The organism is Pseudomonas sp. HT11 (assembly GCF_044875395.1).
Classification (GTDB): Bacteria; Pseudomonadota; Gammaproteobacteria; order Pseudomonadales; family Pseudomonadaceae; genus Aquipseudomonas.
The window spans coordinates 2,643,816-2,668,417 of sequence record NZ_CP173217.1 but is presented as its reverse complement, the minus strand read 5'-3'; the positions used below and the strand labels follow the sequence as shown (position 1 = coordinate 2,668,417).

Below are 24,602 nucleotides of genomic sequence, written 5' to 3'. Positions count from 1 at the left end.
ATAAGGGAGCGTTCCGGCAGACCTCTGCAGGCCTCGGAAAGGCGCCGTCCATTTCAAGCGCCACCCGGCACTCAATTTACGAGGGGCGGCAGTCTAAGGCCGACTTGAGGGCTCAGCAACTGAAAAGACAGGCATTTTTTCCCAATTAACCCCCAAAGGCACCAGGACGGGCTTGGCGAATGGTCATCGGAGTGCGTTTATAGCAAGAAATTCAGTGTTGTGGAGCTATATAGAAGACAAACGGTTGAATAAGGCCACCAGGCCTATGCGCAAGGGCGATTCAACAGATTCCAGCACGCGGTGGCGGCAGTTACATACCTCCCGTCGAAAATTCGCCCCGGTATAGATAGAGGCTCCGAAGTTTCCCTACCGAACAGGACCTCTCATGCCCGCAATCCCCTCCGCCCATCGCGCGCTCCCCGCACAAGCCGTCAGCGCACAATTTGCTTCACGCCCGACGCTGGACACTGTTACCCGGCAACTGCTGACAGAGCTGATCCGGCAACACTATCCAACTTTAGTCATTGATCTGTCCCGTACACAATTGGCCATACCCAGTCCCACCGGAGGCTGGAATCTGCATCCGCTCATGGCCCGCGTGCTCGAGTTTCTCGCCACCGGCACCGAGCTGGACTTAAGTGACCGGCACGGCGAGTCCTGCTACCTGACCGACGCTCCGCCTGGCCGGCTCAAGCTTGCAGCCCCGGCGACCTCCGCCCTCGACATGAACATCATCGAAAACATAATCAAGGAATTGCCCTTGACCCTGCCGACAGCCCTGCAAAACGCCCTGGCCACTTATTGGCGCGAAGAGGCCGACAACGGCCTGTCACGCTGGCGCTGGCTCAGCGATTGGCTGGCCGACAACCTCAGGGTCGCCGCCATCAGCCAGGCGGAGTTGGACGGCACTGAGCGTGAAATGCTTGAACAACTGATCAGCTACCCCGACCGCGACGAACGTATCCGTCGATTCGGGGCCAACGCCGTGCGCGCCTATTACCCGCGAGCGACGCTCAAGGAAGGTCAGCAGACACTCCCCCTGCTTAGCCCGCACCTGTTGTTGACCCAGGCAACCCGGGTCCTGCTCTGCCAAACCACCGGTGCCTGCGGACGTTTTTCGTCCATGGACGCCAGCCTCCAGGCCTGGGCCCGACAGGTTGCGCAGCCCTACGTGGTCGAGCACATCACCACCCAACAATGGGAGCCAGACGGCAACGTTTTCGACATCCAGGCGGCACTGATGCTCAATCAGCAACTGGAAGACCTGGGCGCCCTCACCCTGCCCACCCGCCTGGAACTCGATACACTTCGCGCGCTGTGCCTGGAGATCGGCAACCCCGCCCACTCTTTTCTTGAGGCGCCGACCTCTGCCGCGAAGCTACAGACGACACTGCGCCAACAAACCCCGGCCTGGCTGCAACGTGCCAGCGCGGCTGACCAGCTACGCTATGGACGCTATAGCCTGGCCTTGGCCAGCGCCAAGAAACGCAGCAACGGCCACACCTTTCTCAGCGATATTCCAGACATCTACACCTTCGCAACCAATGCCCTGTTGCAACAGCTGAAACACGATGAGATCACCTTCGACAAGGTGACGCCCGAACAGTCGAAGGCCACACAGTTTCACCCTGATGACCTGCAATTGACATTCAGCGTGGCCGTTGGATACCCAGGAGGCTCCGGCTTCGTCGAGCCCGTGCACATGAGCCTCACTGAGCTGGCCATCAACAACCTGCAGGGCCAGCCCCGTGGGCAACTCACCGTACGACATCGCCGCTCGCTGCCCCTGCCAACCTGGCTGACGCCCGACTACATCAAAGGCCGCGGCGGCCTGATCGAGCAGGTCGATATTGGCAAGGCCTACCCCGAATTGCTCGACACCCAATTGCTCGGCGACAGTGACCAGGCGCGGCAACGCACAGAGCGCTTCGCACAACACACCGTCGCACAGCTGCCAATGCTGGCCCTGGAATGGGCGCTGAACAACCAGCACGGCATGACCCTGCGCGGGGCTCGCTACGTGGCTGCACTGATGGGCGAGCGCATTGAGCAACGCCAGGTCGAAGGCCAGGGCATCGTCATTCGCCACCTCGCCCTGGTGCGCAAATCCCAAGCGACACCGGATGTTGTCACCAATATGTACATCATCGAATCCGAGAGCGCCCTCGCCGGACCACACCTGCTGTACCGGCCCTTGTATGCCGATCCCCTTCGGGAGTTCGCCAGCCGCGAGGACTTGCTGCAGGCCATTGCCCACCCTGGTGAATTGCAGACCAGTGTGCTGACCTGGCTGTCCGACGGCGCGAGGCCGGTCTACGCCAACGGTGGATTCCAGGAACCCCATTACCCGCGATTTGGCATGGGCGATGAGTTCAGCGTCCCTGACGTACCGCAACCCGCCACCCTGGCGACTGATGGCAGCAACGACGAGCTGACGCAATTTCTGTCCAGCGGCCAACTGATGCAGTTCTTGTATGGCAGTAACGCACGGGCGCTGGTCGATCAGGCTGATCGCGCCTCGGTTTCCAACCACGAGAGCCGCTGGCGCGTGCTGCTTGAAGGCGCCGGCCTGCTGTTCAACACCCTGCTGCTGCCCCTGGCCCGAGGCCCTCTTATGCTCACGGGTTGGCTGCTCAGCCTGATGAGCAGTGCCAGCCATGATATTCCAGCCCTTGGCAGCGATGATCCGGTGACCCGGGAATTGGCGCTGGTCGACCTGTTGCTGAACATCGGCATGCTGATGCACCAATGGCTACCGCCGACGACATCGCCCTCGACACCGCTGGCTAACGATGTCAGGCAACAAGCCCTTCGCTCACCGATTACCAGGCTGGGCGACGAGCACTGGCCACCACCACCCGCCCCTGCGGTGCACCAAGGTCCTACCGTACTGGAAAACGGAGGGCTAGCGAGGGACGCTACGGTGTTCGATTTCAGCTTTTCCAACGCCCACCACCGACTCACGCCCAGCCAACGCGAACGGCTGGCCGGGTTCAGGGCACCCAAGCCCGAGCCATTGCCCAAGCCCCAATTGGACGGGCCACGCAGAGGACTGTATTCGTACCTGGGAGACTGGTACGCCTTGCTGGATACCCAGTGGTACAAACTGAGCCCTGAACGCGACGCGGGCGTGGTGATTGTCGACCCCATCGACCCCACCCGGCTGGGGCCTTTCCTGCAAACCGACGGCTTGGGCAACTGGTCGCTGGACTTGCGTCTGCGCCTGCGCGGCGGGCTGCCAGCCAAACGCATTGCCGCCGAACGAAAGCGCCAGGCCGAGCGCAAAATACAGCTCAACGCGCAATACGAGCAATTTTCCAACGACCAACAAGCTCAGCAAAAAAAAGCTGACGACGCAGAAATGCTCATGACCCTGGCGGCCGCCAACCCCAAGTACTCCGACGCAGCAAAGGCCAGCACCCGCAGGGCCTTCGACAGGGCTTTATACGAACAAAGTGAGGGGTATCGAAAAATACTCGACAGTCGCAAAGAGCGTGAAGCGTTGCACATCCCCTTCCCGGCCCAGGTCAGTGCCACACTGCTGGAAAACATCATCAATAACGCACGCAAGTCAGTCGTGATCGCCGACATGGACCGCAAAGCGCTCTATGCCATGCACCAGGAGCTCATGGGTGGTGGGATCGAACGGACACCCGTCATGCTCGCCAACGTTGCCCCTCACTTACAATTTCTCAATGAGATGAGTGAAATCAATGAGCGGCAGATAAAGGCCCTGGAACTCAAGGATCACTACCTGTTGGAGTTATTCAATCTGGGCCAGCCCGGCCTGGAAAGCTATAACCGCCTGACCATGAACCGCCCTGCCGAACTTGGCGCATTGGCGATCAAGTACCAGCAACTCAATACCCTTAAATACCTGAGCGTCAAAATCTGGGACCATAGCGCCAACACCGAGTTGTATTCCGTGCTTGAGCCGCTGCACCCCCAAGTGCGCACCCATGCTGAACTCAGCACCCTTAGCCTGACGCCGGATGAGCGCCTGAACGTACTGGACAGTCTCTTCCGGCACTACGGCCAGGCGCTGGACGCGCTGCAAAGCATGGCCATGGTTCATGCCGACAACTTGCACATGACGCCTTTCCAACACATACAAAAACTGCTGACAGAGCTGTACCAGGATGCCATGCAGCAGTTGGCCGCCGAGATCAAGCCTGAACCCCACGCGGTCAAGCACCCTCCCAAGCATCCTCGGCCTGCTGACGGCGGCCCGCAGAAAAAGGTGATCAAGACCCGCAGGCAAGGCGTGTTGATCGGCGACCTGAAGCCTGCAGACGCAACGTTTCCAATCGATCGGGTCGAAGTGCGCTCCGTAGAGGGTGACCAACTGTTGGGCACTTACTCACAGCGCGAGCACCAATGGGACGAAATCATAGAGATACGCCCCAGCGCCCCGCCGCCGCCGCCAGGCACGCGGGCACTGAATGTGGTCAAAGGTGAGGCGCGCAAATACCTGCAGGAGCTCACGCCGATCCTCAAGCGTGAGGCCGGCTATGCAAAGGTTTCCAAGTTTCCTGTCGAGATCCAGGAGAGTCTGCAGAAGGAGGCTCGCCGATTCACCGAGCTGGCCGACGAACTCTATCGATCCATCCAGGCAAAGCCGGAGGATTCAAGAGTACTTGCCGACCAGACCCTGCTGGACGAGATGCGAGCGGCGGTCACAACCTTGACCACCAAGGGCCAGGAACTGCGCGTCCAGTACTCACTGGAACTGCCGCCGAACGACGCTAACCTGGTGTACTTGCTGGACCAGGACCTCGTGCAACTGGCCAGGCTCGGCTCACGCATTGAGATGCGAGGCGTCCGGCAGGATTTCATCCAGGAGTACGCGGTCAACGACAAACGCGGCTATCCGCTGTGGTATGCACATTTTCATTACGCCAAAGCCGACACACCCAAGCACGACTACACCGTGGCCCACCTGAAAAAAAAGAATCAACGTAAGGACAGTTACTACTCGCTCCTGGCCAACGCCCGGGGCCCACAAAGCGTGGTGGATGTGCACCATGGCACAATCGGCCGTGAACTGGCAGAGCGCCGGTTCCTGCCTTTGGCCCCGTAAACCCTGGACCGAGCTTGCTCGCCAGGATCGTCAACGCTGACATGGGGAGTCTGGCACCGCGCAGCGCTCTCGGGTTCTTCGCGAGCCAACTCCCCCCATCGACTCAGCGCTTGAGCTTGCGCTTATTGCGATACTGGTCGATCACCACCGCGATCACGATGATCAGCCCCTTGATGATGTCCTGGATGTACGCATCCACGCCGACAAAGGTAAACCCGCTGGCCATCACGCCAAGGATCAACGCGCCGATCACGGTGCCGGTGATGCGCCCCACCCCGCCCGCCAGGCTGGTGCCGCCGATCACCGCTGCGGCAATCGCATCCAGCTCATAGGACATGCCCATGCCGGCCTGGCCGGTCGCGGCACGTGCCGAGGCGACGACGCCCGCCAGGCCCGCGAGCAACCCGGCGATGCTGTAGACGATGATCAGATGGCGCTTGACGTTGATCCCCGACGTGCGCGCCGCCTGCATATTGCCGCCGATGGCGTAGGTGTACTTGCCGTACTTGGTGTAGCGCAGCGCGATATGGAAGATCACCGCCACCACCAGAAAGATGATCACCGGCATCGCGCCATGGCCGATCGCCGTGTACGAATCCGACAGCATGCTCACCGGCTGGCCTTCGGTGTAGTAACGCGCCAGGCCGCGGGCCGAGACCATCATGCCGAGTGTCGCGATAAATGGCGGAATCCCCGTGACGGCAATGATGCTGCCGTTGATCGCCCCTGCAAGCAGCCCGACCCCCAAGCCCATCGCCACCGGTATCCACACCGGCAAATCCGTCAGGCTGGGAAACACCGCGCGGGAAAAATCCGAAGTTTGCGCCAGGCTGGCGGCAATCATCGCCGACAGCGCCAACACCGAGCCTGAGGACAAGTCGATGCCCGTGGTGATGATCACCTGCGTCACGCCAATCGCCAGCAGGCCGATGATCGACACTTGCAGGATCATCAGCACCAGACGTTGGGAATTCATCAGAAAGCTCTGGTCGCGCACGATCCAACCGAACAGCTCAAACACCAACCCGATGCCGATCAGCACCAGGAAGATGCTCAGCTCGGTGGGCAAGCGCCTGCGGTGCTTGACCGGTGCCGTGGCAGGCTTGTTGTCTGTTATTGCGTTCATAGCCAATCACCTTCTTGTTCTGTGGCACAGGCCAACCGCAGGCCTGCGCTGCTGTTCGTCAGTGGACGACGGTCATACCGGAAGCCAGCTGCATGACTTTTTCCTGGGTCGCCTCCGCACGGTCCAGGGTGCCCATCAGGTCGCCCTCGTGCATCACCATCACCCGGTCGCTCATGCCCAGCACTTCAGGCAGCTCGGAGGAAATCATGATCACCGCCATGCCTTCGCTGGCGAGAAAAGCGATCAAGCGATAAATCTCGGCCTTGGCGCCGACGTCGATGCCACGGGTGGGCTCATCGAGAATCAGCAGGCGCGGGTTGGTCATCAGCCAGCGCGCCAGCAAGGCCTTTTGCTGGTTACCGCCGGACAAGGTGTCGATGCACTGCTCCAGAGACGGAGTCTTCACCCGCAGCTTCTTGCACATGTCTTCACACAACGCGCGCAACGCCTTTTGCTGGATAAAACCGTTGCCCGAGTAGTGCGGCAGCACCGCCATTTCCATGTTTTCCAGCACCGACAGGCACGGGAACAGGCCGCTGAGCTTGCGGTCCTCGGTCAACAGCGCAAAGCCTTTCTCGATGGCCATGTGCGGGTCGCTGATGCGCACCGGCTTGCCGTCGAGGCTGATCTGGCCGCCAGAGCTTGGCGTGATGCCGAAGAGGGTCTCTGCCACATTGGTGCGGCCCGAGCCCATCAACCCGGCGATGCCGAGGATCTCCCCGGCGTGCAGGTCGAACGACACCCCCTTGAACACGCCGTCCAGGCGCAAGTCGCGCACCGACAGCAGCAATTCGCCGATGGGCGCCTCACGCACCGGGAACAACTGGCTCAGTTCACGGCCGACCATCATCGAGATCAAGCTGTCGCTGTTCATGCTGTCGGCGCGCTGCAGGCCGATGTAGTGGCCGTCGCGAAACACCGCGACTTCATCGGCAATGGCGAACACTTCGTTCATTTTATGCGTGATATAGACGATGCCTTTGCCCTGGGACCTGAGGTCGGCAATGATCGAAAACAGGTGGGCCACTTCCTTTTCGGTAATGGCCGACGTCGGTTCATCCATGATCAGGATGTCGGAGTCGTAGGACACCGCCTTGGCAATCTCGACCATCTGCCGTTCGGCGATGCTCAGGTTGCCGACGTGTTCTTCAGGGTCCAGGTTGATGCGCAAACGCGCCAGCAACTCGGCGGTGCAGCGGTGCATTTCGCGGTGGTTGACCATGTGCAGGCTGTTGAGCTGCTCGCGGCCGATCCAGATGTTTTCGGCGATGCTCATGTGCGGCATCAGGTTGAGTTCCTGGTGGATCATCGCGATCCCGGCCTTCTGCGCCGCCAGCGGCGTTTCAAACACGATCGGCTTGCCGCGCAGACGTATTTCACCGGCGTCGGGCTGGTAGATGCCGGCGATAATCTTCATCAGCGTCGACTTGCCTGCACCGTTCTCGCCCATCAGCGCCAGCACCGAGCCAGGGCGAACGCGCAGTTGCACATCGGCCAGGGCCACGACGCCGGGAAAGCCTTTGCTGATGTTGAGGATTTCCAGCAGGTAGGGTTCTTCCGGCGCCAGGGGCTGGATGCCGGGAGGCTGCGAGGCAACCGCTTGAGCAAGCATATCGGGTACTCCATCAGCAGGACGACCGTGGCCGCCCTGCTCGCTTATTGTTGTTATGAAGGGCTACTTGAAGTCTTTGACGTTGTCCGGCGTGATCAGCTTGAACGGAATGATCACGTTCTGCTCGACCGGCTCGTGCTTGGCCATCTTGCGCGCCGCTTCCACCGAGCCGACGGCCTGCCCTTTCGCGTCCTGGAACGCCGACGCGGCCATGTCGCCCTTGGTAATCGCGTTCAAGCCATCCGGTGTACCGTCGACCCCGGCGATCAACACGCTGCCCGGTTTGGTGCCCGCCGACTTCAGCGCCATGGAGGCGCCGATGGCCATCTCATCGTTGTTGGCCAGCACCGCATTGAACTCACGCCCCTGGGTCAGCCAGTCGTTGACCAGCGTCATGCCGCGGTCACGCAGCCAGGTGCCGGTCTGTTCCTGTTCGATGGTGATGCCGGGGTACTTGGCCAGAACCTCTTTCACGCCTTTGGTGCGGTTGGTGGTGGAGTTGTTGGCCAGGTCGCCCAACAGGATCACGATCTTGCCTTTGCCACCGAGTTTGTCGGCGATGTACTGCATTTGCAGGCGACCGGCCTCGACGTCATCGGAGGTCACGGCCACCACATCTTTAGGCAAGTCTTTCTGATCGGGCCGGCGGTTGACGAACACCAGCGGAATGCCCGCCTTGGTCGCCGCACTGATGATGTTCTTGGTCGACGCGGTATCCACCGGGTTGACGATAATCGCGTCGACTTTCTGGCTGATGAAGTTCTCGACCTGGCTCAGTTGCTTGACCACGTCGGCGCGGGCGTCTTCAAACTGCAGCTGCACGCCATCGCCCTTGGGGTAGGACTTGGCTTGCTTGTCCATGTCCTCGCGCAGGTAAGTCAGAAAGGTGTCATCGAAGGCGGACATGCTCACGCCTACTTTGATATCGGCAGCCGAGGCAAAACCGCTGGCAAGCAGCACGGACAGGGCCAGCGCGGTGAAACGGATCGGGGTCTTCATGAACGGTCTGTCTCCAATTTCTTGTTGGTTTTGTGGACGTTGCGTTTTTCAGAGCGAGGAAGCCGGCAGCCGCACGATCGGTGCCCCCGGAATGCAGCACACCAGGGCGCCTTTGTTTTCGACGCACAGCACATTGAGGAAGGAGAAATAAAACGGCCGGGCGCGGGGCAGACCGCGTGGCGCTTGCTGGGCAGGGCGTAAAACTCGCAGTACAGCGTTGAAGATTTTCATCTGACGGTACCTGGTTGTTTTTGATCTTGTTTTTGTTGAGTCGCCCGGATCAAGCCCGAAGCGTACTTTTTGCAACCTGGAAAAGACTTTATTGGAAAATAATTTCCATATCAACCTGTTTTAGAATTTTATTCTATTTTTGTTGAAACCACCTGCTGGTGCTCGTTGCTAAGGCGCGCGGCGTCCAATATACGGGTGGTTTCCAGTGCGTCATAGGCGTTCACCGGCAGCGCTCCCTGCCCTTGCACGGCACTGTGCAACTGGCGATAGAACTGCGTCCAGCAGCCTTTCTCCGAAGGCACACGCTCGCGCTCCGCGCCTTGCTCAAACCAGCCCCAGCGTCGGTGCTCTTCAGCGCCCCAGTGCTCGCCTTCGGTTTTCGGCGTCTTGCCGGCCATCAGCGCTTCTTCCTGGCCATCAAGCCCGTCCACGGTGTAACAACCCAGGGTACCGCTGACGCGAAAACGCGGGGCCTGACTGTTTTGCAGCGCACTGCCCCACAGGTGGGAAATCACGCCGTTGGCGTGGGTCAGCGAAACAAAAAAGCCGTGATCGAGGGTGGGGTGTTCCGGGCTGAACTGCAGTTGCGCGAACACCCGGTCCACCGGGCCGAACAGCTGCATCGCCTGGTCCACCAGGTGACTGCCGAGGTCGCGCAACCATCCGCCGCCGCTGGCATTGCCCACCGCTTGCGGATTGAAGCGCTCGACGCGGGACTCAAAACGGGTGATCTGGCCCAGCGCACCGGCGTCGATCAATTTGCGCAACGTGAGGAAGTCCGAGTCCCAACGCCGGTTCTGGTAAACGCTGAGCAACACGCCCTGGCGTTCGGCGGCGGTGATCAGTGCCTGGGCCTGTTCGGCGTTGCTGGCGAACGGTTTGTCGCTGACCACCGCAACCCCGTGTTCGATGGCTTCCAGTACCAGCGCCGGACGGCCCTTGAGCGTGGTGGAAATCACCAGGACGTCGACACCGGCCTCGACGATCTGGCCGATGGTGTCGTAGGCCTTGAGGCCGGGGTGGTCAGTCGCCAATTGCTGGCGCCGCTCGGGTGAGCGTGTCACCACGCCGACAAACGTTGCGCCGGGCAACGTTGCAATCAACGGTGCGTGAAAAAAACGGCCGCCGTGGCCGTAGCCAACTAGTCCGATTCGCATAGATGTGCTCCATCGTGAAGTGGAAACCCAGTTCAAATGTGGGAGCTGGCTTGCCTGCCAAAGCAGCGTGTCAGTCAATGAACCCGCCACTGAAAGACCGCTATCGCAGGCAAGCCAGCTCCCACACTGACTGCATTCCACCTGCCCGAAAATGATCCTTGATCGTTCCTACGCAGAGCGTTGGAATGATCGATTGCTTATTGGCACAGCTCGCGGGTTACCCGCTCCAGCATCATCCGGTTGGATTCATCCGGCCGGTCTTCCCAGGCAAACACCGAAACCGTGGCGATGCCGTCGAACTTGATCTCGCGCAAGGTGCCGAAAAACGCCTCCCAGTTGACCTCGCCCTGACCGATGTCCAGGTGCTGATGCACCGTGGCGGTAACGCCCGGCGGGTTGACGATGTAGCGCAGGTTCGACGACGCGCGGTGGTTATAGGTGTCGGCAATGATCAAGTGGCTGAGCTTGGAACCGGCGTACTTGAGCATCGGGGCGATATCGCCTTTGCCGTCGTCATAAAAGAAGGTGTGCGGCGCAGCGTAGAGGTAGTTGATCCAGTCGCGGTCGAGGCCGCGAATGATGTCCACCGACTCGTTGTTGCGCTCACAGAAGTCATACGGATGCGCCTGGATATCCAGCTTGATGCCTTCACGCTCGAACTCCGGGATCAGCTCGTCCATGGAGCGCATGAACTGGTTTTCGCACACCAGCGGGTTGTCGGACTGGCCGGTGAACTCGGTGTTGACCAGCTCGCAGTCCATTTCCACGGCGATCTGGATCGCACGCTTCCAGTTGCGCACGGCGGCGACGCGCAGGCCTTCGTCGGCCGCGGCCCAGTGGTACATCGGCAGCAGCGATGACAGTTGCACACCGGCGTCGCTCAAGGCCTTGCGAAATTCCTTGATGCGCGCACGGTCAACGCGGGCGGCTTTGTAAAAGGGCAGGAAGTCTTCGCGGGGCGACAGTTCGATGTGTTGGTAGCCGAGTTCGGCGGCCTTGTCGACCATCTGGCCAAGGGGCAGATGGCGGTACATGTAGGGGTCTAAGGCGATACGCATAGGTGAAACTCCCGTATCTGAAATTGGAATCCGCTCGAATGTGGGAGCTGGCTTGCCTGCGATAGCAGTGCATCAGGCGGCATTTATATTGAATGTGCCGCCGTTTTCGCAGGCAAGCCAGCTCCCACACTGATCCGGTTCCTCCAGTGCAATAGGTGTCAGCCGTAAAAATGTGGACGCTCTGGCAGGCCGACTTTCACGATCTGCTCACTGCGCTGCGCCTCAATGCACGCATCCGCCGCCACCGCTGCCGCAAACCCATCCCACGCCGACGGCCCGCCGACGTGCCCGGCGCGTACGCTGTCGATGAACGCCTGCAATTCGACGTCGTAGGCGCCGATAAAGCGGTCCTTCCAGTCCATCAGAATCGCATTCGACAGCTTGGCCTCGCTGCGCAGTTGCACCTGCGAAGGCTCAGGCAGTTTGGCAATACCGGTCTCCCCCACCACTTCGCACTGAATGTCATAGCCGTACTGGCAGTTCACGAACACTTCCACATCGATGCGCGTGCCCTTGGCGGTTTCCAGCAGCACGATCTGCGGGTCACGCAGGTGGGCCAACGCCTTGCTCGACTTGCGTGGGAACACCACTTGCACCGACACGTAGTCGTCGTTGAGCAACCAGCGCAACACATCCAGTTCATGGATCAAGGTGTCGGTGATCGCCATGTCGGTCTTGTAGTTTTCGCCCACCGTCGGGTTGCGGTGCGCGCAGTGCAGCATCAAAGGCTCGCCGATCTGGCCGCTGTCGATTACGGCCTTGAGGGCGCGATAACCTTCGTCGTACGGGCGCATGAAGCCCACTTGCACCAGGCGCTTGCCGAAGGCGATTTCGGCATCGACGATCTTGCGGCAGCCTTCTGCGGTGACGGCCAAGGGCTTTTCGCAGAACACCGGCTTGCCGGCGGCGATGGCCGCGAGCACGAACTCTTCGTGGCTCGGCCCCCAGGAAGTCACGAGAATTGCCTCGACCTGCGGCGAGTTGATCAACGCATGGCCGTCCGCGTACACCTCGGCGGTCAGCTTCAAATCAGCCACGACCTTGGCGGCTTGCTCAAGGTTGATGTCGGTCACCGCCACCACCTGGCTATTGAGCAAGGTCTGGCTGCACCGACGGATATGATCCCGGCCAATGGCGCCCGTACCGATAACGCCCAACTTCAAAGACATACAAACACTCCTCTTGTTATTAGTACTGCCGGGCCTTGGCCAGGCGTTCATTGAGTTGTTTGGCCACCGCGTCAGTGCGCGCACTGGTCGAGACCTGCGCCACCCCGACCCGCCACCACGACAGGTATTTGTGGATCATGGTCTTGGGCAGAACCTTGATATCGATCAGCGTCGACACCGTTTGCGTACGTGCATCGGCCAACGCCGCCTGCAACTGCTCCACCGTGCTGACCTTGTAGGTCTTGCAGCCGTAGGCCGCCGCACTCATGGCGAAATCCACCGGCACAAAACCGCCGTCGAGCTTGCCCGTCTGCGGGTTACGAAAGCGGAACTCGGTGCCGAAGCTGTCCATGCCGTGTTCCATCTGCAGGTTGTTGATGCAGCCGAAGGTCATGTTGTCGAGCAGCACCACGTTGATCTTGCGCCGCTCCTGAATCGAGGTGGCCAGCTCCGAGTGCAGCATCATGTAGGAGCCGTCACCCACCAGCGCATAGACCTCGCGCGCCGGCTCGGCCAGCTTCACGCCCAGGGCCGCATTGACCTCGTAGCCCATGCACGAATAGCCATACTCGACGTGGTAGGTGTTGACGCCCTTGCTGCGCCAGCTGCGCTGCAAGTCGCCCGGCAAGCTGCCGGCGGCGGCGACGATGATGGCGTCGTCGGCCAGGGTGTCGTTGAGCACGCCGAGCACGCGGCTTTGGGTCAGGCAGGAACCGGTCAGCTCGATAAACTCGCGCAGCACGGCCGGGTCCATGTGGTCGTTGATTTCCGGGACGAAATTGTCCGTCTGGTAGTCGGCCTGGTAGATGCGGTCCACCTCGGCCTCCAGCTGCGCCTTGGCGTCGCGTGGCTGGTCCGCCCAGTCGGAACGGTAGTCGCCCAAGGCATCCGCCAACGCCTCCAGGCCCACCCTGGCATCCGCCAGCAGTTGCACGCCGTCCAGTTTCAGGGCATCGCACGGACTGATATTGAGGTTGAGAAACTTCACGTCGGGGTGCTTGAACAGCGACTTCGACGCGGTGGTGAAGTCGGTGTAGCGCGTGCCGATACCGATGATCAGGTCCGCTTCCGGGGCCAGCAGGTTTGCCGCCAGGCAGCCGGTTTCGCCGAGGCCGCCCAGGTTCAGCGGATGGCTGGAGACCACTGCGCTTTTGCCTGCCTGGGTTTCGGCGAAGGGGATGTCAAAGCGTTCGGCAAACGCTTGCAGCGCGGCATTCGCGCCGGCGTATTTGACCCCGCCGCCGCAGATGATCAGCGGTTTGCGCTTGCCTCGAAAGGCGGCCAACGCATCGCCGATCATCGCTTCAGTCGGCGGACGGCGTTCGATACGGTGCACACGTTTTTGCAGGAAGTAGTCGGGATAGTCCCAGGCTTCAGCCTGTACATCCTGCGGCAGGGCCAACGTGACGGCGCCGGTTTCCGCGGGGTCAGTGAGCACGCGCATCGCATGGATCGCAGCGGTCATCAGTTGCTCGGGGCGGTTGATGCGGTCCCAGTACTTGCTCACGGAGCGGAAGGCATCGTTGGTGCTGATGCTCAAATCGTGAAACTGCTCTATCTGCTGCAGCACCGGGTCGGGCTGGCGGCTGGCATAGACATCGCCGGGCAACAGCAGCAACGGAATACGGTTGGCCGTGGCGGTGGCGGCGGCGGTAATCATATTTGCCGCGCCCGGCCCCACCGATGAGGTGCACGCGTAGATCTTGCGGCGCAGGTGCTGCTTGGCAAACCCGATGGCGGCGTGGGCCATGCCTTGCTCATTGCGGCCCTGATGCACCACCAGATCACCGCTGTCCTGCTCCAGCGCCTGGCCCAGCCCCAGCACGTTGCCGTGGCCGAAAATGGTAAAAACCCCGGCGACAAACTTGCTCTGCACGCCATCGACTTCGATGTACTGGTTATCCAGAAACTTCATCAGGGCCTGGGCCATGGTCAATCTTGTTGTGGTCATCACTTGCACCTTGAGTGAATGCAGATCCATTGTTCAACACAGATCTAATGTGGGAGCTGGCTTGCCTGCGATGGCGGTGTATCAGCCAACTGTTTATCAACTGACAGACTGCTATCGCAGGCAAGCCAGCTCCCACAGGTTGATTGGCGTCAGGTTCGAGGGTTTTGTAAATGGGCGATGCTCGCCCCCAATGCCTGCTGGATATCCGCCAGCGCATGCACGCTTTCGGCAAACGGTTCGAACGACAGATAACCGCCGTAGCCGGTGCTGAGCAAGGTGTCGATCTGCGCCGCATTGCCGAGGATATCGCCCTCGCCCACCAGCACGCGGTGGCCGTCGCGGATGGCATTGAGCGGTGCGTCGCGATCCTCGACGCCGGAGATATGCACCAGGCCGGTCAGCTGCGGGAAGAATTCCTGTTCGCCAGCCAGGTGATGGTGAAAGGTGTCGTGCACCAGCCGGAACACATCCAGGCCGCCAATCGCCTGGATCGCATCCACAGCCACACGCTTGCGGCGCAGCGCGCATTCTTCAAACCCCAGCGGCTCGATGAAACCGAGAATCTTGTACTCGCGCAGGATCGGCGCCAACTCGCTCAACGCCGTGCGCAAACCGGCCGCGCGTTGGGCTTCGTTGCGGGTATCGCCGCGCTCGTTCAGCGGGCACATCACCAGGCCTTGCGCGCCGCATTCGCGGGCGTAGGTGGCGAGCTTGATCGCCTGGGCGCGGCGCTCGTCATTCCACACGTCAAACGGGTACAGCGCGTTGATCGACAGCACCGTGATGCCTTGCACCGCGCACAACTCACGCACGCGGCTGGCCGGGGTGCCGTATTCGATGTCATGACCTTTGAGGTCGTTGCGAATCTCGATGGCATCGCACTTGAGGGCCGCCGCCAACTGGATGAAATCCGGCAGGGAAAGGTCGGGCGCGACCATGCGGTTAAGGGCAAAACGTAGCGGCGACTTCATTGTTGTTGTTCTCCGTTCAAACCGGTCAGAGGTCCAGCAGCCAGCTGTGCTGCGGGTCGTTATGGAAATGCCAGGCGCGCTTGGGGCCGGCCATCACGTTCAAGTAATACGACTCGTAGCCATACGGCACGCTGACCGGGTGATACCCCTTGGGCACCACCACCAGGTCGCTGTTTTCCACGGCCATGGCCTGGTCGATGCTGCGATCGTCGGTGTACACGCGCTGGAACACGAAGCCCTGGGGCGGGTTGATCTGGTGGTAGTAGGTCTCTTCGAGAAAGCTTTGGTGCGGCAGGTCGTCGGTGTCGTGCTTGTGTGGCGGGTAGCTGGACGAGTGCCCGGACGGCGTGCGCACTTCCACCACCAGCAGCGAATGGGCCGGCTCGCTGTCGGGCAGGATGTCACACACATACCGGGTGTTGGCGCCCTTGCCGCGCACGCTGCGCTTGCACTGCTCGGGGCGAATCAGGCGCGGTTCAAAACCTGGGGCACCGGGTGCGGCGCACACGGCGATTTGCACGTCGCTCAACGCGGTCACCTGCGCATCGGTGCCGGGCGGCAGGTAGGCGGCGAAGGGCGATTTATCTTCGAACACCGACTGACGATCCCCCAGGTTCTGCCAGTTGAAGCCCTCGCCTTGGATATTCACCCGGCCGCTGAGCAGGACCAGGCACAGCTCCTGATCACCGGCGGTGACCGGCAACGTCTCACCCAGGCTCAGGCGGTAGGCGGCAAAGCCTACGTACTCCAGGCGCCCTTCTTCCAGGGCAACCATGGTTTGCCCGCGTTTGCTGCTCTTGACCAACAGGCTCATCACTTAAGTCCTCTCGCTGAGAAGCGTGCGCAACGTGTCGTAGCCCTTTTTCGCGTAGATATAGCTGGGCGCTACGGCCGGGTCCTGCTCGGCTTCCACCACCAGCCAGCCCTCGTACTTGGCCGCCAACAGCACGTCGAGCAACTCGGCAAAGTCGATATCGCCGTCACCGGGCACGGTGAAGGTGCCGTTGACGATGCAGTCGGGAAAGCTCCACATCTGGTTGCGCGCCAGTTGCACCACCGGTTTGCGCACGTCCTTGAAATGCACGTGGCAGACGCGCTCGATGTGTTTGCGCAGCACCTCGACGGGCTCGCCGCCGCCCATGTAGCAGTGGCCCGAATCGAACAGCAGGCCGACTTCCGGGCCGGTGCGGCGCATCAACTGGTCAATGTCGTCGGGGGATTCGACGTAGGCGCCCATGTGGTGGTGATAGGCCAGGCGCACGCCCTGGGAAAGGGTGAAACGCGCCAGCTCGGTGAGTTTGTCGGCGTACGCCTGCCAGGCGTGTTCGCTGTGAAAACGCGGACGTTCGATCAGGCGCACCCTGGCGCCCTGAATCGAATCGGCGACTTCGCCGTAGACCAGCACCTTGGCGCCGTTGAGTTTGAGCAGCTCGACGTGACCGGCGATGGCCTCGATTTCTTCCGCCACCGAACGCCGTGCCAGGCGGCTGGAATACCAGCCGGAGACCAGCGCCAGGTCATAAGGGCGCAGCACGTCGCCGACGCCTTGGGCGTCCTTGGGGAATTTGCCGTTGAGTTCAAAACCCTCGTAGCCGATCTCTTTGCCTTCGCCCAGGGCAGTGCTCAAGGGCGTTTCACCGCCCAGGGCCGGCAGGTCGTCGTTGCTCCAGGAGATCGGGTTGATGCCAATTCGGATTGCGGGCATGGCTGCACCTTTTGTTTTTATCTGACTTAAGCCTGGTGAGGTTTGCTTTGTGTGGGAGCTGGCTTGCCTGCGATGGCATCAGCCCGGCGTATCTGATGGACCGAGATGTCTGCATCGCAGGCAAGCCAGCTCCCACATTTGAGCGTGTTTAACTTCTAGCGCTGCGCCAGGCGTTGATGAGCTGTTCGAAGGTGCCCTGCACCTGCTCGATCAGCGTTTGATCATCAATCTCCCCCGCCATCCATGCGCGGCTCGGTTCCTGGAAGATCGTACGGCCCACCGCAAACCCTCGGCAGGTGCTGCTTTGGCTCGCTTGCCGGAAGCCATCGGCGAGGCATTCGGCCGAAGCGTTCAGGCCCAGCAGCACCACGCCACGGCAGTACGGGTCGCGCTCCTGGATCAGTTCGTCGAGCTTTTTCCAGTCCTGCGCCGACTGCGCCTCGATCTTCCACCACGCCGGGTAGATGCCCAGGTTGTACAGGCGCTTGAGGCTGCGATAGAGCACGTCGGGATAGGTGGACGGGTGATCCTTGGGCGGGATGACTTCCAGCAGCAGCTCATGGCCGCTGACCAGCGAGGCCTCGTACACCGCCTTCAGTTGCGCTTCCTGTTCCAGGCGCAGCATCGGCTCGTCATCAGGGTGGTATTGCACCAGGCACTTGATGATTTGCTCCTGGGGCCAGGCAATCAGGTTGCTGCCCACCGAGCGCCCGTGTTCAAACGCCAGCGGCCGCGAGTTCTGCACTTCCACCGGGCGCGCGATCCACCAGCCGCGACCGCTGGCGGCGTTGAGCGCGTCCTGGCCGAAACGCTGGTCGGCCAACAGGCCCACGTCGGCTTCGACGCCCTGCTCGCGCAGCTTGGCTTCGACGCGTTCGATGGCCTGGATAAACAGCTGCTTGATGGCGCTGATGCGGGTTGAGGCCTGGCCGCCTTTTTGCGCCAGGTCCACCAGTTGCCAGCGATGGTCGAAGGCAAACACGAACAGTTGCTTCCAGGCTTTACGCGGCACCGTGACGCGGTGCAGGCGCTGCAGGGTGACGTCTTGGTCGGGCCGAGTGATGGGCACCGGGCTGTTGAACAGGTAATCCAGCTCGGCAGGCGTGGGCATGGCCGGCGCGCAGGCGTGGCGGGACACCACCAGGCCGCCACAGGCGTTGGCCAACTGGCTGCAACGCTCGTCGCTGGCATCGTTGATCCAGCCGCTGAGGAAGCCCGACATGAACGCATCGCCAGCGCCCAGCACATTGAGCACCTCGACGCGCACGCCGGGGTAGATGGCGCCGTCTTCCAGCCGCGCGGGGATCGCGCCGTGGATCACCGTGCAGCCCTGCGGGCCGAGCTTGACCACCAGGGTGGCCGGGGTCAGGTCACGCACAGTGCGCAGCGCGGTGAGCAAATCTTCACTGCCGCCGGCGATCAGAAACTCTTCTTCGGTGCCGACGATCAAGTCAAAACGCGGCAGGATTTCCTGCACATGCTGGCTGACGTTCTGGTCGGCGACAAACCGGGTTTCGCCGTCAGCCTTGCCCGCCAAGCCCCACAGCACCGGGCGGTAGTCGATATCGAGCACGCGCTTGACGTTGTGTTTGGCTGCGTAGTCCAGGGCCTGGATGCTGGCCTTGTACACGCCATCGGTGGAGAAATGCGTGCCGGTGATCAGCAAGGCTTTGCTGGAGGCAATAAAGGCCTCGCTGATGTCTTCGGCGCGCAGGGCCATGTCGGCGCAGTTTTCGCGGTAGAACACCAGCGGGAAGGTTTCGCGGTCCTTGAGGCCCAGCAGCACCAGCGCGGTGAGGCGTTCCGGGTCGACCTTGATGCCGCTGACATCGCAACCTTCGCGGGCCAGGGATTCCACCAGGAAGCGGCCCATGTGGTCGTCGCCTACCCGGCTCAACATCGCCGATTTAAGCCCCAACCGTGCGGTACCGAAGGCGATATTGGCGGACGACCCGCCGAGGTACTTGGCGAAGCTGGACACGTCCTCAAGTCGCGCACCCACTTGCTGTGCGTAGAGGTCGACGCCCAGGCGTCCGAGGCAAATCAGATCCAATTGACGCCCACTGGCAAAACGAGTCTGGCCCATGCTGGCTCCTGTTATTTTTATCAGCCTGCGTGGTGCCGCCGTGGTGGCGGCACACGCTCTTGGTGAAAGCAGACTAGAACGTCCGGCGGCCGCAATCAATATTTATTCCATAATTATTTTTAGTGGAATATTTTTTCCAATAAGCCAGCATAATGGCCTGCCAGCCTTCCTGCATCGTTTCAGCAGGCCACGGCCACCGTGATGCCGGGGTATTTTTTTGCGCCTACCCTGTAGACTTGCGCCCACCCATCAGCGCATCAGAAGAACACGCCAGAAGGATTGCCCATGTCCCGCACCGATCCCGAGACCACCCTGGAAGAGACTATTGCCAGCCCTCCGATCAATGCCGAGCGCCTGTTGCAGCTGATCACCGACGAATACGAAAGCCTGCCACGCCAGCTCAAACGCATCGCCAGCTACATGAGCCAGCAAAGCGACCGGATCATGGTCGACCGCATCAGCGACATCGCCCGCGAGTGCGAAGTGCACCCTTCGGCCATCGTGCGGTTCTCCCAGCGGTTCGGTTTCAGTGGTTTCAGTGAGATGCAGGCGCTGTTTCGCGAGGCCTACACCCACAAGACCACGCCGGTGCAGAACTACCAGCAACGCATCCGCAGCATGATCGCCAACAAGTCGCAAAAGGCCAGCGGCGGCGACCTGGCGCGCGAATGCGTGAACGCCACCCTCTCCGGCATCGAGCGCCTGGGGCTGGAACTCGATGATGTGGCCTTCGAGAAAGCCGTGGACCTGGTGGTCAATGCCGACAATATCTACGTGGTGGGCGTGCGCCGCTCCTTCGCGGTGGCCGATTACCTGGTCTACAACCTGCAGCACACCAACAAGCGCATTCACTTGATTTCCGGTTTGGGCGGCAGTTACCGCGAGCAGATGCGCAGCGTGCGTGCCAATGACCTGGTGATCGCCATCAGCTTTACGCCGTATGGCAAAGAGACTCAGCATTGCCTGCGCATTGCCCAGCATCACCAGGCCAAGACCTTGATCATCACCGACAGCAACCTGTCGCCCCTGGCCAAACGGGCGAACGCGGTGCTGTTGGTGAATGAAGGGTCGTCGTTTGCGTTTCGCTCGCTGAGCGCCACCTTGTGCCTGTGCCAGGCATTGTTTATTGCGGTGGCGTATCGGTTGGAGTTGAAGGTGGATGAGATTCATGAACAGGTGGGGTTCGACGACTGATCTTCTGGTACTGAAGAGCCGCTGTGGGCGCGGGCTTGTTCTGGTGAGCCGGTTTACTGTGGCGAGCGGGCTTGTTGTGGCGAGCGGGCTTGCCCCGCGTTGGGGCGCGAAGCGGCCCTGAAACCTGACGCCGCGGTCTATCAATGAGCGCGCGGCGGCCTTATTGGGGCTGCTTCGCAGCCCAACGCGGGGCAAGCCCGCTCGCCACGACAGACCGGCTCACCACAACAAGCTTGCTTGCCACAGCAAGCCCGCTGGCCACGACAATCATTGGCGCGGCGATGCGGCTCATGCCTTCGGTGATGGCCGCCAGCAGGTCACCGTCCTTGCGCTCAGCCCAGGCGTTTTTCAGGTAGAGCACAGCATGACCAGGATTAAACGCAGAAGGCGGCTCATGGGGCGCGGGTTAAGCCGCTGTTAACAATTGCGTGAGCACTCGGCCGTGATAGCGAATCTGCGCCAGGGTCAGCGCGGTGTAGCCGATGATCACCGCCGCCGGCAAGTTCGCCGCGACGCAGAACTTGCCCAGTGGCTGCAAGGTCAGCCCGGCGGCGGCGGCGCGGGTGCAGAATTCGCTTTCCTCGACACCGCTTGGCAGCCACAGCACAAAGTGCAATCCGGCGTGCTGGCCGCTCACCGGGCATTCATCCGGCAGACAGGCGAGCAGCGCATCGCGACGCGCCTGATAAGCCTGGCGCGAAGCCCGCAGGTGCCGCACAAACGCGCCGCTGGCGAGAAACTCCACCAGCCCCGACTGATCCGTCGCGCCCACCGAATGCCCGGTGAGTTGCAGGGTGCGCAGCAACGCGGGGCGCAACGCCTTGGGCACCACCATGAACCCCACGCGCAGGCCCGGGAACAGGTTCTTGTTGAAGCTGCCGCAGTAGATCACCCGGTCGCCGGAATCCAGGGATTTGAGCGCCGCCAGTGGCGCGCTGTTGTAGTTGTATTCGCTGTCGTAGTCGTCTTCGACCACCCAGGCGTCGGCGCGGGCGGCCCAATCCAGCAGCGCCAGGCGGCGTGAAACCGACAGGGTCATGCCCAGCGGTGCCTGGTGCGCCGGTGTCACATAGGCCAGGCGCGCCGTGTCGGGGAGTTGCGCGGTATCAAGACCTTCGGCTGTCACCGGGACCGGCACCACCTGCGCACCGGCCAGGCTGAACAGGCGGCGTGCCGGTGTATAACCGGGGTCTTCCACGCACGCGGTGTCACCGGGTTTGAGCAGCGTGCGCGCGATCAGGTCCAGGCCATGGCGAATGCCGGTGGTGACAACGATTTCGTCCGCCTCGCAGTGCATGCCGCGATAACTGCGCACGTAGTCGGCGATCTGTTCACGCAACGCGGGCAAGCCGGCCGGGTGGGCGGCCTCCAATACGCCTGGCCCCGCAGACAGCAAGCCTCGGGAGATGCACCGCGCCCAGGTTTTCAGGTCGAACAGGCTTGCGTCCGGGCGTCGCGCGACAAAGGGGACGTGGCTTTGCACGCCCGCGTCAGGCTGATCCGGTATGGCCGCGCGGCGTGAACTTGCGCTGGGCGCCGGCGCCGCAATGAATTGCTCGGGGATCACCGCGCTGACGCGCGTGCCCGAACCCGCCACGCGCTGCACGTAACCTTCACTGTGCAAGCGCTCGAACGCCGCTTCAAGCGTGCCGCGCGACACCAGCCAGCGTTCGGCCAGGCTGCGGGTAGACGGCAAGCGGCTGCCGGCGGGCAATTGCCGATTCAGGATGGCGGCGCGCAATGCGTCGTAGGCGCCCTGCTGCTTGCCGGCGTCCAGGCTATCGGGGCGCGGCAGATCTAGGTGGGAGGCGGCTTTTCCTCGGCTCATAGTGGTCCATTCATAAGAGGCACAAGTGGCCCTGAAGATTAAACCATATACCCGCTAGAGTTCGAACTCTACTCCTTGCAAAGAAGCTTCCCATGACGCAACGCGCCCTCTCCTCCGGGTTCTGGCTGGTGCTGCTGACCGTACTCATCGGCCTGCCACGTATCACCCTGGACATGCACCTGCCAGCCCTGCCCGCGATGGCCGACGACTTCCACGCCAGCGACAGCCAGTTGCAGCTGACCCTCACGCTGTACGCCCTGGGCTCTGCCATTTCCTTGCTGGTCAGCGGCCCGCTGACCGACCGCTTCGGGCGCCGCCCGGTGCTGCTGAGCGGGCTGTTGGTGTACGCGGTCGCCACCGTGGCCTGCGCGCTGGCCGACAGCATTGGTGTGCTGATCGTCGCCCGCCTGTTCCAGGCCTTGGGCGGTTGCTGCACCACGGTCATCGGTCGGGTGATCGTGCGCGATTACTTTGACCGTCATGAACAGGCGCGCCTGCTTGGCCTGATCTCCATGGCCATGGCGATTTCGCCGATGGCCGCACCGGTGCTGGGCAGCGTGATGCTGCCGTTCATCCATTGGCGCGGCCTGTTTATCGTATTGGCCGTGATCGGCGTGACGCTGTGCCTGGTGGTGCTTCGCCGGCTGCCGGAAACCCGTCCACCGGAAGTCGCCGCCGCGCCGCCGAGCAACCTGTTGCGCCTGTACGGCCAGCTGTTGCGCGACCGTTATTTCCTGCGGTACTCCCTGGCAATCGGCTGCGTGTACAGCACGTATTTCCCTTTTATCAGCGAGTCGTCGGCTCTGCTGCAACGCGGCTTTCACTTGTCGGCCTCGGCCTACGCGCTGGTGTTTGCCGCGACGATCAGTGGCTACATGCTCGGCGCCAACCTGTTCCGCCGACTGGTGCTGCGCGTTGAAGCCGATCAGTTGATCAGTGCCGCCATCGCCTTGAATGTGCTGGGTTGCATGATGCTCGCCGGGGCCACGGTCGCCCTGCCCCAGGCCTGGCTGGCGATTGTGCTGCCGATGGTGGTGATCATGGTGTCGGTGGGGATGGTGATTCCGGCCTGCCAGCTGTCGGTGTTGCAGCCTTACGGCGCCATTGCCGGGACCGCGTCGGGGTTGTTCTTCTTTATCCAGATGTTCCTGACCGCCGTGAGCAGTTGGGCCACCGGGATGCTGTCGGACGGCACCTCGCCCCCCCTGGTGATCATGACGTCAGTGGCCAGCGCATTGCTGGTCGCAGGTTGGCGGGCCTTGCAACAAAAAGCCGCGCCTGTGGGTCAGGCGCGGCTTGGGTGAAGCGCGATCAGGATCAGTGCATGAAGATCGCGATCAGAATGATGAGCGGGATAGGCACACCGAGGAACCAAAGCAGTAATGAGCGCATGTTGTTCTCCTTGATTAACGAACGTAGTTTTCAGTTTCGACATACACCACGGCGTCACGACGACGACCGCCGAAGGTGGCAGCGAAACTGGCAAAGAAGGCACCGATCAACAGCGCAATGAAGGTCCACAGCGAGGTGTAGGCAGCCACTTTGGCGGCAGTGTCGGCGGCTTGCTTGGCTTTGACCTTGGCGTCTTCGATGGCTTTACGGGCATCGCCGTACACCTTGTCGATACGCGCTTCGGCGTCAGCCTGGCTGAGGTTGGTGCGCTGGCTGATCAACTGAGCCAGGTAGGCACGGTCTTCAGGGGCCAGTTGGCCGTCGTTGCTCAGGGTGCGAGTGAAGATGCGCGCTACAACGCCATGCACGGCGTCATCGCTGACGGCGGCTGGGCGATCATCGCGAAACAGGCTGTCGACGTAGTAGTCAAAGTCGCCGCTGTTGGCGCCTTTGGCTGCACTGCCGGCTGCCTGAGTCAGGCCACTGGCGGCGCTCGAGGCGACACCGGCGCCGGCTTTAACGCCGCCGCTGACCACACTGCTCACCGAGCCGACGACCAGCACTGCGGTCACCAGCGTAGCGACTGCCCAAGCGAGGAAACCGTGGGCGGTGTCGCGAAAGTACACTTCGTCACCGTGCATGTTGGCCCACTTCACACGCAAGCGGCCGGCAATGTAGCCGCCCAGGCCCGATGCGACGATCTGGGTGAACGCCAGCCAGACAATCGTGGAAATGCCAAGCCCTTTGGCGCTGATACCGCTGTCGGCCCACGGCGACACCGCCGAAAAGCCCAGGCCGAAGCCCAGCAGCACGAGGATCAGCGACAGTGCGGCCGCCGCAGCGGCCCCGGCGAAAATCGCCCCCCAGGAAACCCCAGAGTGCGAGCTCGATTCTTGCAGCGTGGATGACGATGTGATCATTGTTGTTTTGCTCCCGGCAGGAAAAATAGTGTTACAACTCTCAAAAGGGACAGTGCAGGCACCATGCCAGCCGGACTAAAAAATAAATCTCTTATATTTCAATGAGATAAAAAAATTGAACTA

19 protein-coding genes are annotated in these 24,602 nt (G+C 61.6%); 4 read left to right on the top strand and 15 right to left on the bottom strand.

Annotated elements, in window-relative coordinates; all coding sequences use genetic code 11:
- The first annotated feature begins 589 nt into the window (after window positions 1-589).
- Window positions 590-5,080 carry a dermonecrotic toxin domain-containing protein gene (locus tag ABWL43_RS12320; protein ID WP_404487906.1) on the top strand — a complete coding sequence of 1,497 codons (4,491 nt, stop codon included), beginning with the start codon at window positions 590-592 and terminating at the stop codon, window positions 5,078-5,080.
- Between the two features lie 103 nt (window positions 5,081-5,183).
- Here ABWL43_RS12320 and ABWL43_RS12315 read toward each other — a convergent pair whose 3' ends face one another.
- The 12 genes from ABWL43_RS12315 to iolC form a co-directional block, all read right to left on the bottom strand.
- Entirely contained in the window at window positions 5,184-6,206 is a 1,023-nt protein-coding gene (locus tag ABWL43_RS12315) for an ABC transporter permease (RefSeq protein ID WP_026013640.1), read from the bottom strand.
- Between the two features lie 58 nt (window positions 6,207-6,264).
- Window positions 6,265-7,818: a sugar ABC transporter ATP-binding protein gene (locus ABWL43_RS12310; RefSeq protein ID WP_404487904.1), complete on the bottom strand. Its 1,554-nt coding sequence runs from the start codon at window positions 7,816-7,818 to the stop codon at window positions 6,265-6,267.
- Between the two features lie 63 nt (window positions 7,819-7,881).
- A complete protein-coding gene (locus tag ABWL43_RS12305; protein WP_404487903.1) occupies window positions 7,882-8,817 on the bottom strand; it encodes a sugar ABC transporter substrate-binding protein in 936 nt (311 codons plus the stop codon).
- A gap of 48 nt (window positions 8,818-8,865) precedes the next feature.
- On the bottom strand, window positions 8,866-9,048 hold the full coding sequence (locus ABWL43_RS12300) for a hypothetical protein (protein WP_145164602.1): 183 nt from the start codon (window positions 9,046-9,048) through the stop codon (window positions 8,866-8,868).
- A 128-nt stretch (window positions 9,049-9,176) separates the two neighbouring features.
- Window positions 9,177-10,205 (bottom strand): Gfo/Idh/MocA family oxidoreductase, encoded by a 1,029-nt coding sequence (locus ABWL43_RS12295; protein WP_404487902.1) that lies wholly within the window; start codon window positions 10,203-10,205, stop codon window positions 9,177-9,179.
- A gap of 197 nt (window positions 10,206-10,402) precedes the next feature.
- Window positions 10,403-11,263 carry a sugar phosphate isomerase/epimerase family protein gene (locus ABWL43_RS12290; protein WP_404487901.1) on the bottom strand — a complete coding sequence of 287 codons (861 nt, stop codon included), beginning with the start codon at window positions 11,261-11,263 and terminating at the stop codon, window positions 10,403-10,405.
- Window positions 11,264-11,421: 158 nt separating this feature from the next.
- Window positions 11,422-12,432: a Gfo/Idh/MocA family protein gene (locus ABWL43_RS12285; protein WP_404487899.1), complete on the bottom strand. Its 1,011-nt coding sequence runs from the start codon at window positions 12,430-12,432 to the stop codon at window positions 11,422-11,424.
- Between the two features lie 19 nt (window positions 12,433-12,451).
- Entirely contained in the window at window positions 12,452-14,383 is a 1,932-nt protein-coding gene (iolD, locus tag ABWL43_RS12280) for a 3D-(3,5/4)-trihydroxycyclohexane-1,2-dione acylhydrolase (decyclizing) (RefSeq protein WP_404487897.1), read from the bottom strand.
- A gap of 149 nt (window positions 14,384-14,532) precedes the next feature.
- Entirely contained in the window at window positions 14,533-15,354 is an 822-nt protein-coding gene (locus tag ABWL43_RS12275) for a TIM barrel protein (protein ID WP_404487895.1), read from the bottom strand.
- A gap of 25 nt (window positions 15,355-15,379) precedes the next feature.
- A complete protein-coding gene (iolB, locus tag ABWL43_RS12270; RefSeq protein ID WP_145164612.1) occupies window positions 15,380-16,168 on the bottom strand; it encodes a 5-deoxy-glucuronate isomerase in 789 nt (262 codons plus the stop codon).
- A 3-nt stretch (window positions 16,169-16,171) separates the two neighbouring features.
- Complete coding sequence (gene iolE / locus ABWL43_RS12265) at window positions 16,172-17,059, bottom strand: myo-inosose-2 dehydratase (protein WP_404487893.1); 888 nt, start codon at window positions 17,057-17,059, stop codon at window positions 16,172-16,174.
- A gap of 148 nt (window positions 17,060-17,207) precedes the next feature.
- Window positions 17,208-19,145: a 5-dehydro-2-deoxygluconokinase gene (iolC, locus tag ABWL43_RS12260; RefSeq protein ID WP_404487891.1), complete on the bottom strand. Its 1,938-nt coding sequence runs from the start codon at window positions 19,143-19,145 to the stop codon at window positions 17,208-17,210.
- Here iolC and ABWL43_RS12255 point away from each other — a divergent pair.
- Window positions 19,144-19,347 (top strand): hypothetical protein, encoded by a 204-nt coding sequence (locus tag ABWL43_RS12255; RefSeq protein ID WP_404487889.1) that lies wholly within the window; start codon window positions 19,144-19,146, stop codon window positions 19,345-19,347. The two genes, iolC and ABWL43_RS12255, sit on opposite strands and share 2 nt — an antisense overlap.
- 83 nt (window positions 19,348-19,430) lie before the next feature.
- Complete coding sequence (locus tag ABWL43_RS12250; protein ID WP_106580294.1) at window positions 19,431-20,339, top strand: MurR/RpiR family transcriptional regulator; 909 nt, start codon at window positions 19,431-19,433, stop codon at window positions 20,337-20,339.
- A gap of 160 nt (window positions 20,340-20,499) precedes the next feature.
- On the opposite strand, the gene ABWL43_RS12245 is transcribed toward ABWL43_RS12250, so the two are convergent.
- On the bottom strand, window positions 20,500-20,700 hold the full coding sequence (locus tag ABWL43_RS12245) for a hypothetical protein (RefSeq protein ID WP_242197538.1): 201 nt from the start codon (window positions 20,698-20,700) through the stop codon (window positions 20,500-20,502).
- A 45-nt stretch (window positions 20,701-20,745) separates the two neighbouring features.
- The gene (locus ABWL43_RS12240; protein ID WP_404487887.1) at window positions 20,746-22,167 is read right to left on the bottom strand and encodes a PLP-dependent aminotransferase family protein; all 1,422 of its coding nucleotides are present in this window, start codon (window positions 22,165-22,167) and stop codon (window positions 20,746-20,748) included.
- Window positions 22,168-22,259: 92 nt separating this feature from the next.
- Here ABWL43_RS12240 and ABWL43_RS12235 point away from each other — a divergent pair, with 92 nt between their 5' ends.
- Window positions 22,260-23,471: a multidrug effflux MFS transporter gene (locus ABWL43_RS12235; RefSeq protein WP_404487885.1), complete on the top strand. Its 1,212-nt coding sequence runs from the start codon at window positions 22,260-22,262 to the stop codon at window positions 23,469-23,471.
- A gap of 102 nt (window positions 23,472-23,573) precedes the next feature.
- Here the strand turns inward: ABWL43_RS12235 and ABWL43_RS12230 are convergent, their stop codons facing one another.
- Window positions 23,574-24,479 (bottom strand): hypothetical protein, encoded by a 906-nt coding sequence (locus tag ABWL43_RS12230; protein WP_404487883.1) that lies wholly within the window; start codon window positions 24,477-24,479, stop codon window positions 23,574-23,576.
- Window positions 24,480-24,602 lie beyond the last annotated feature (123 nt).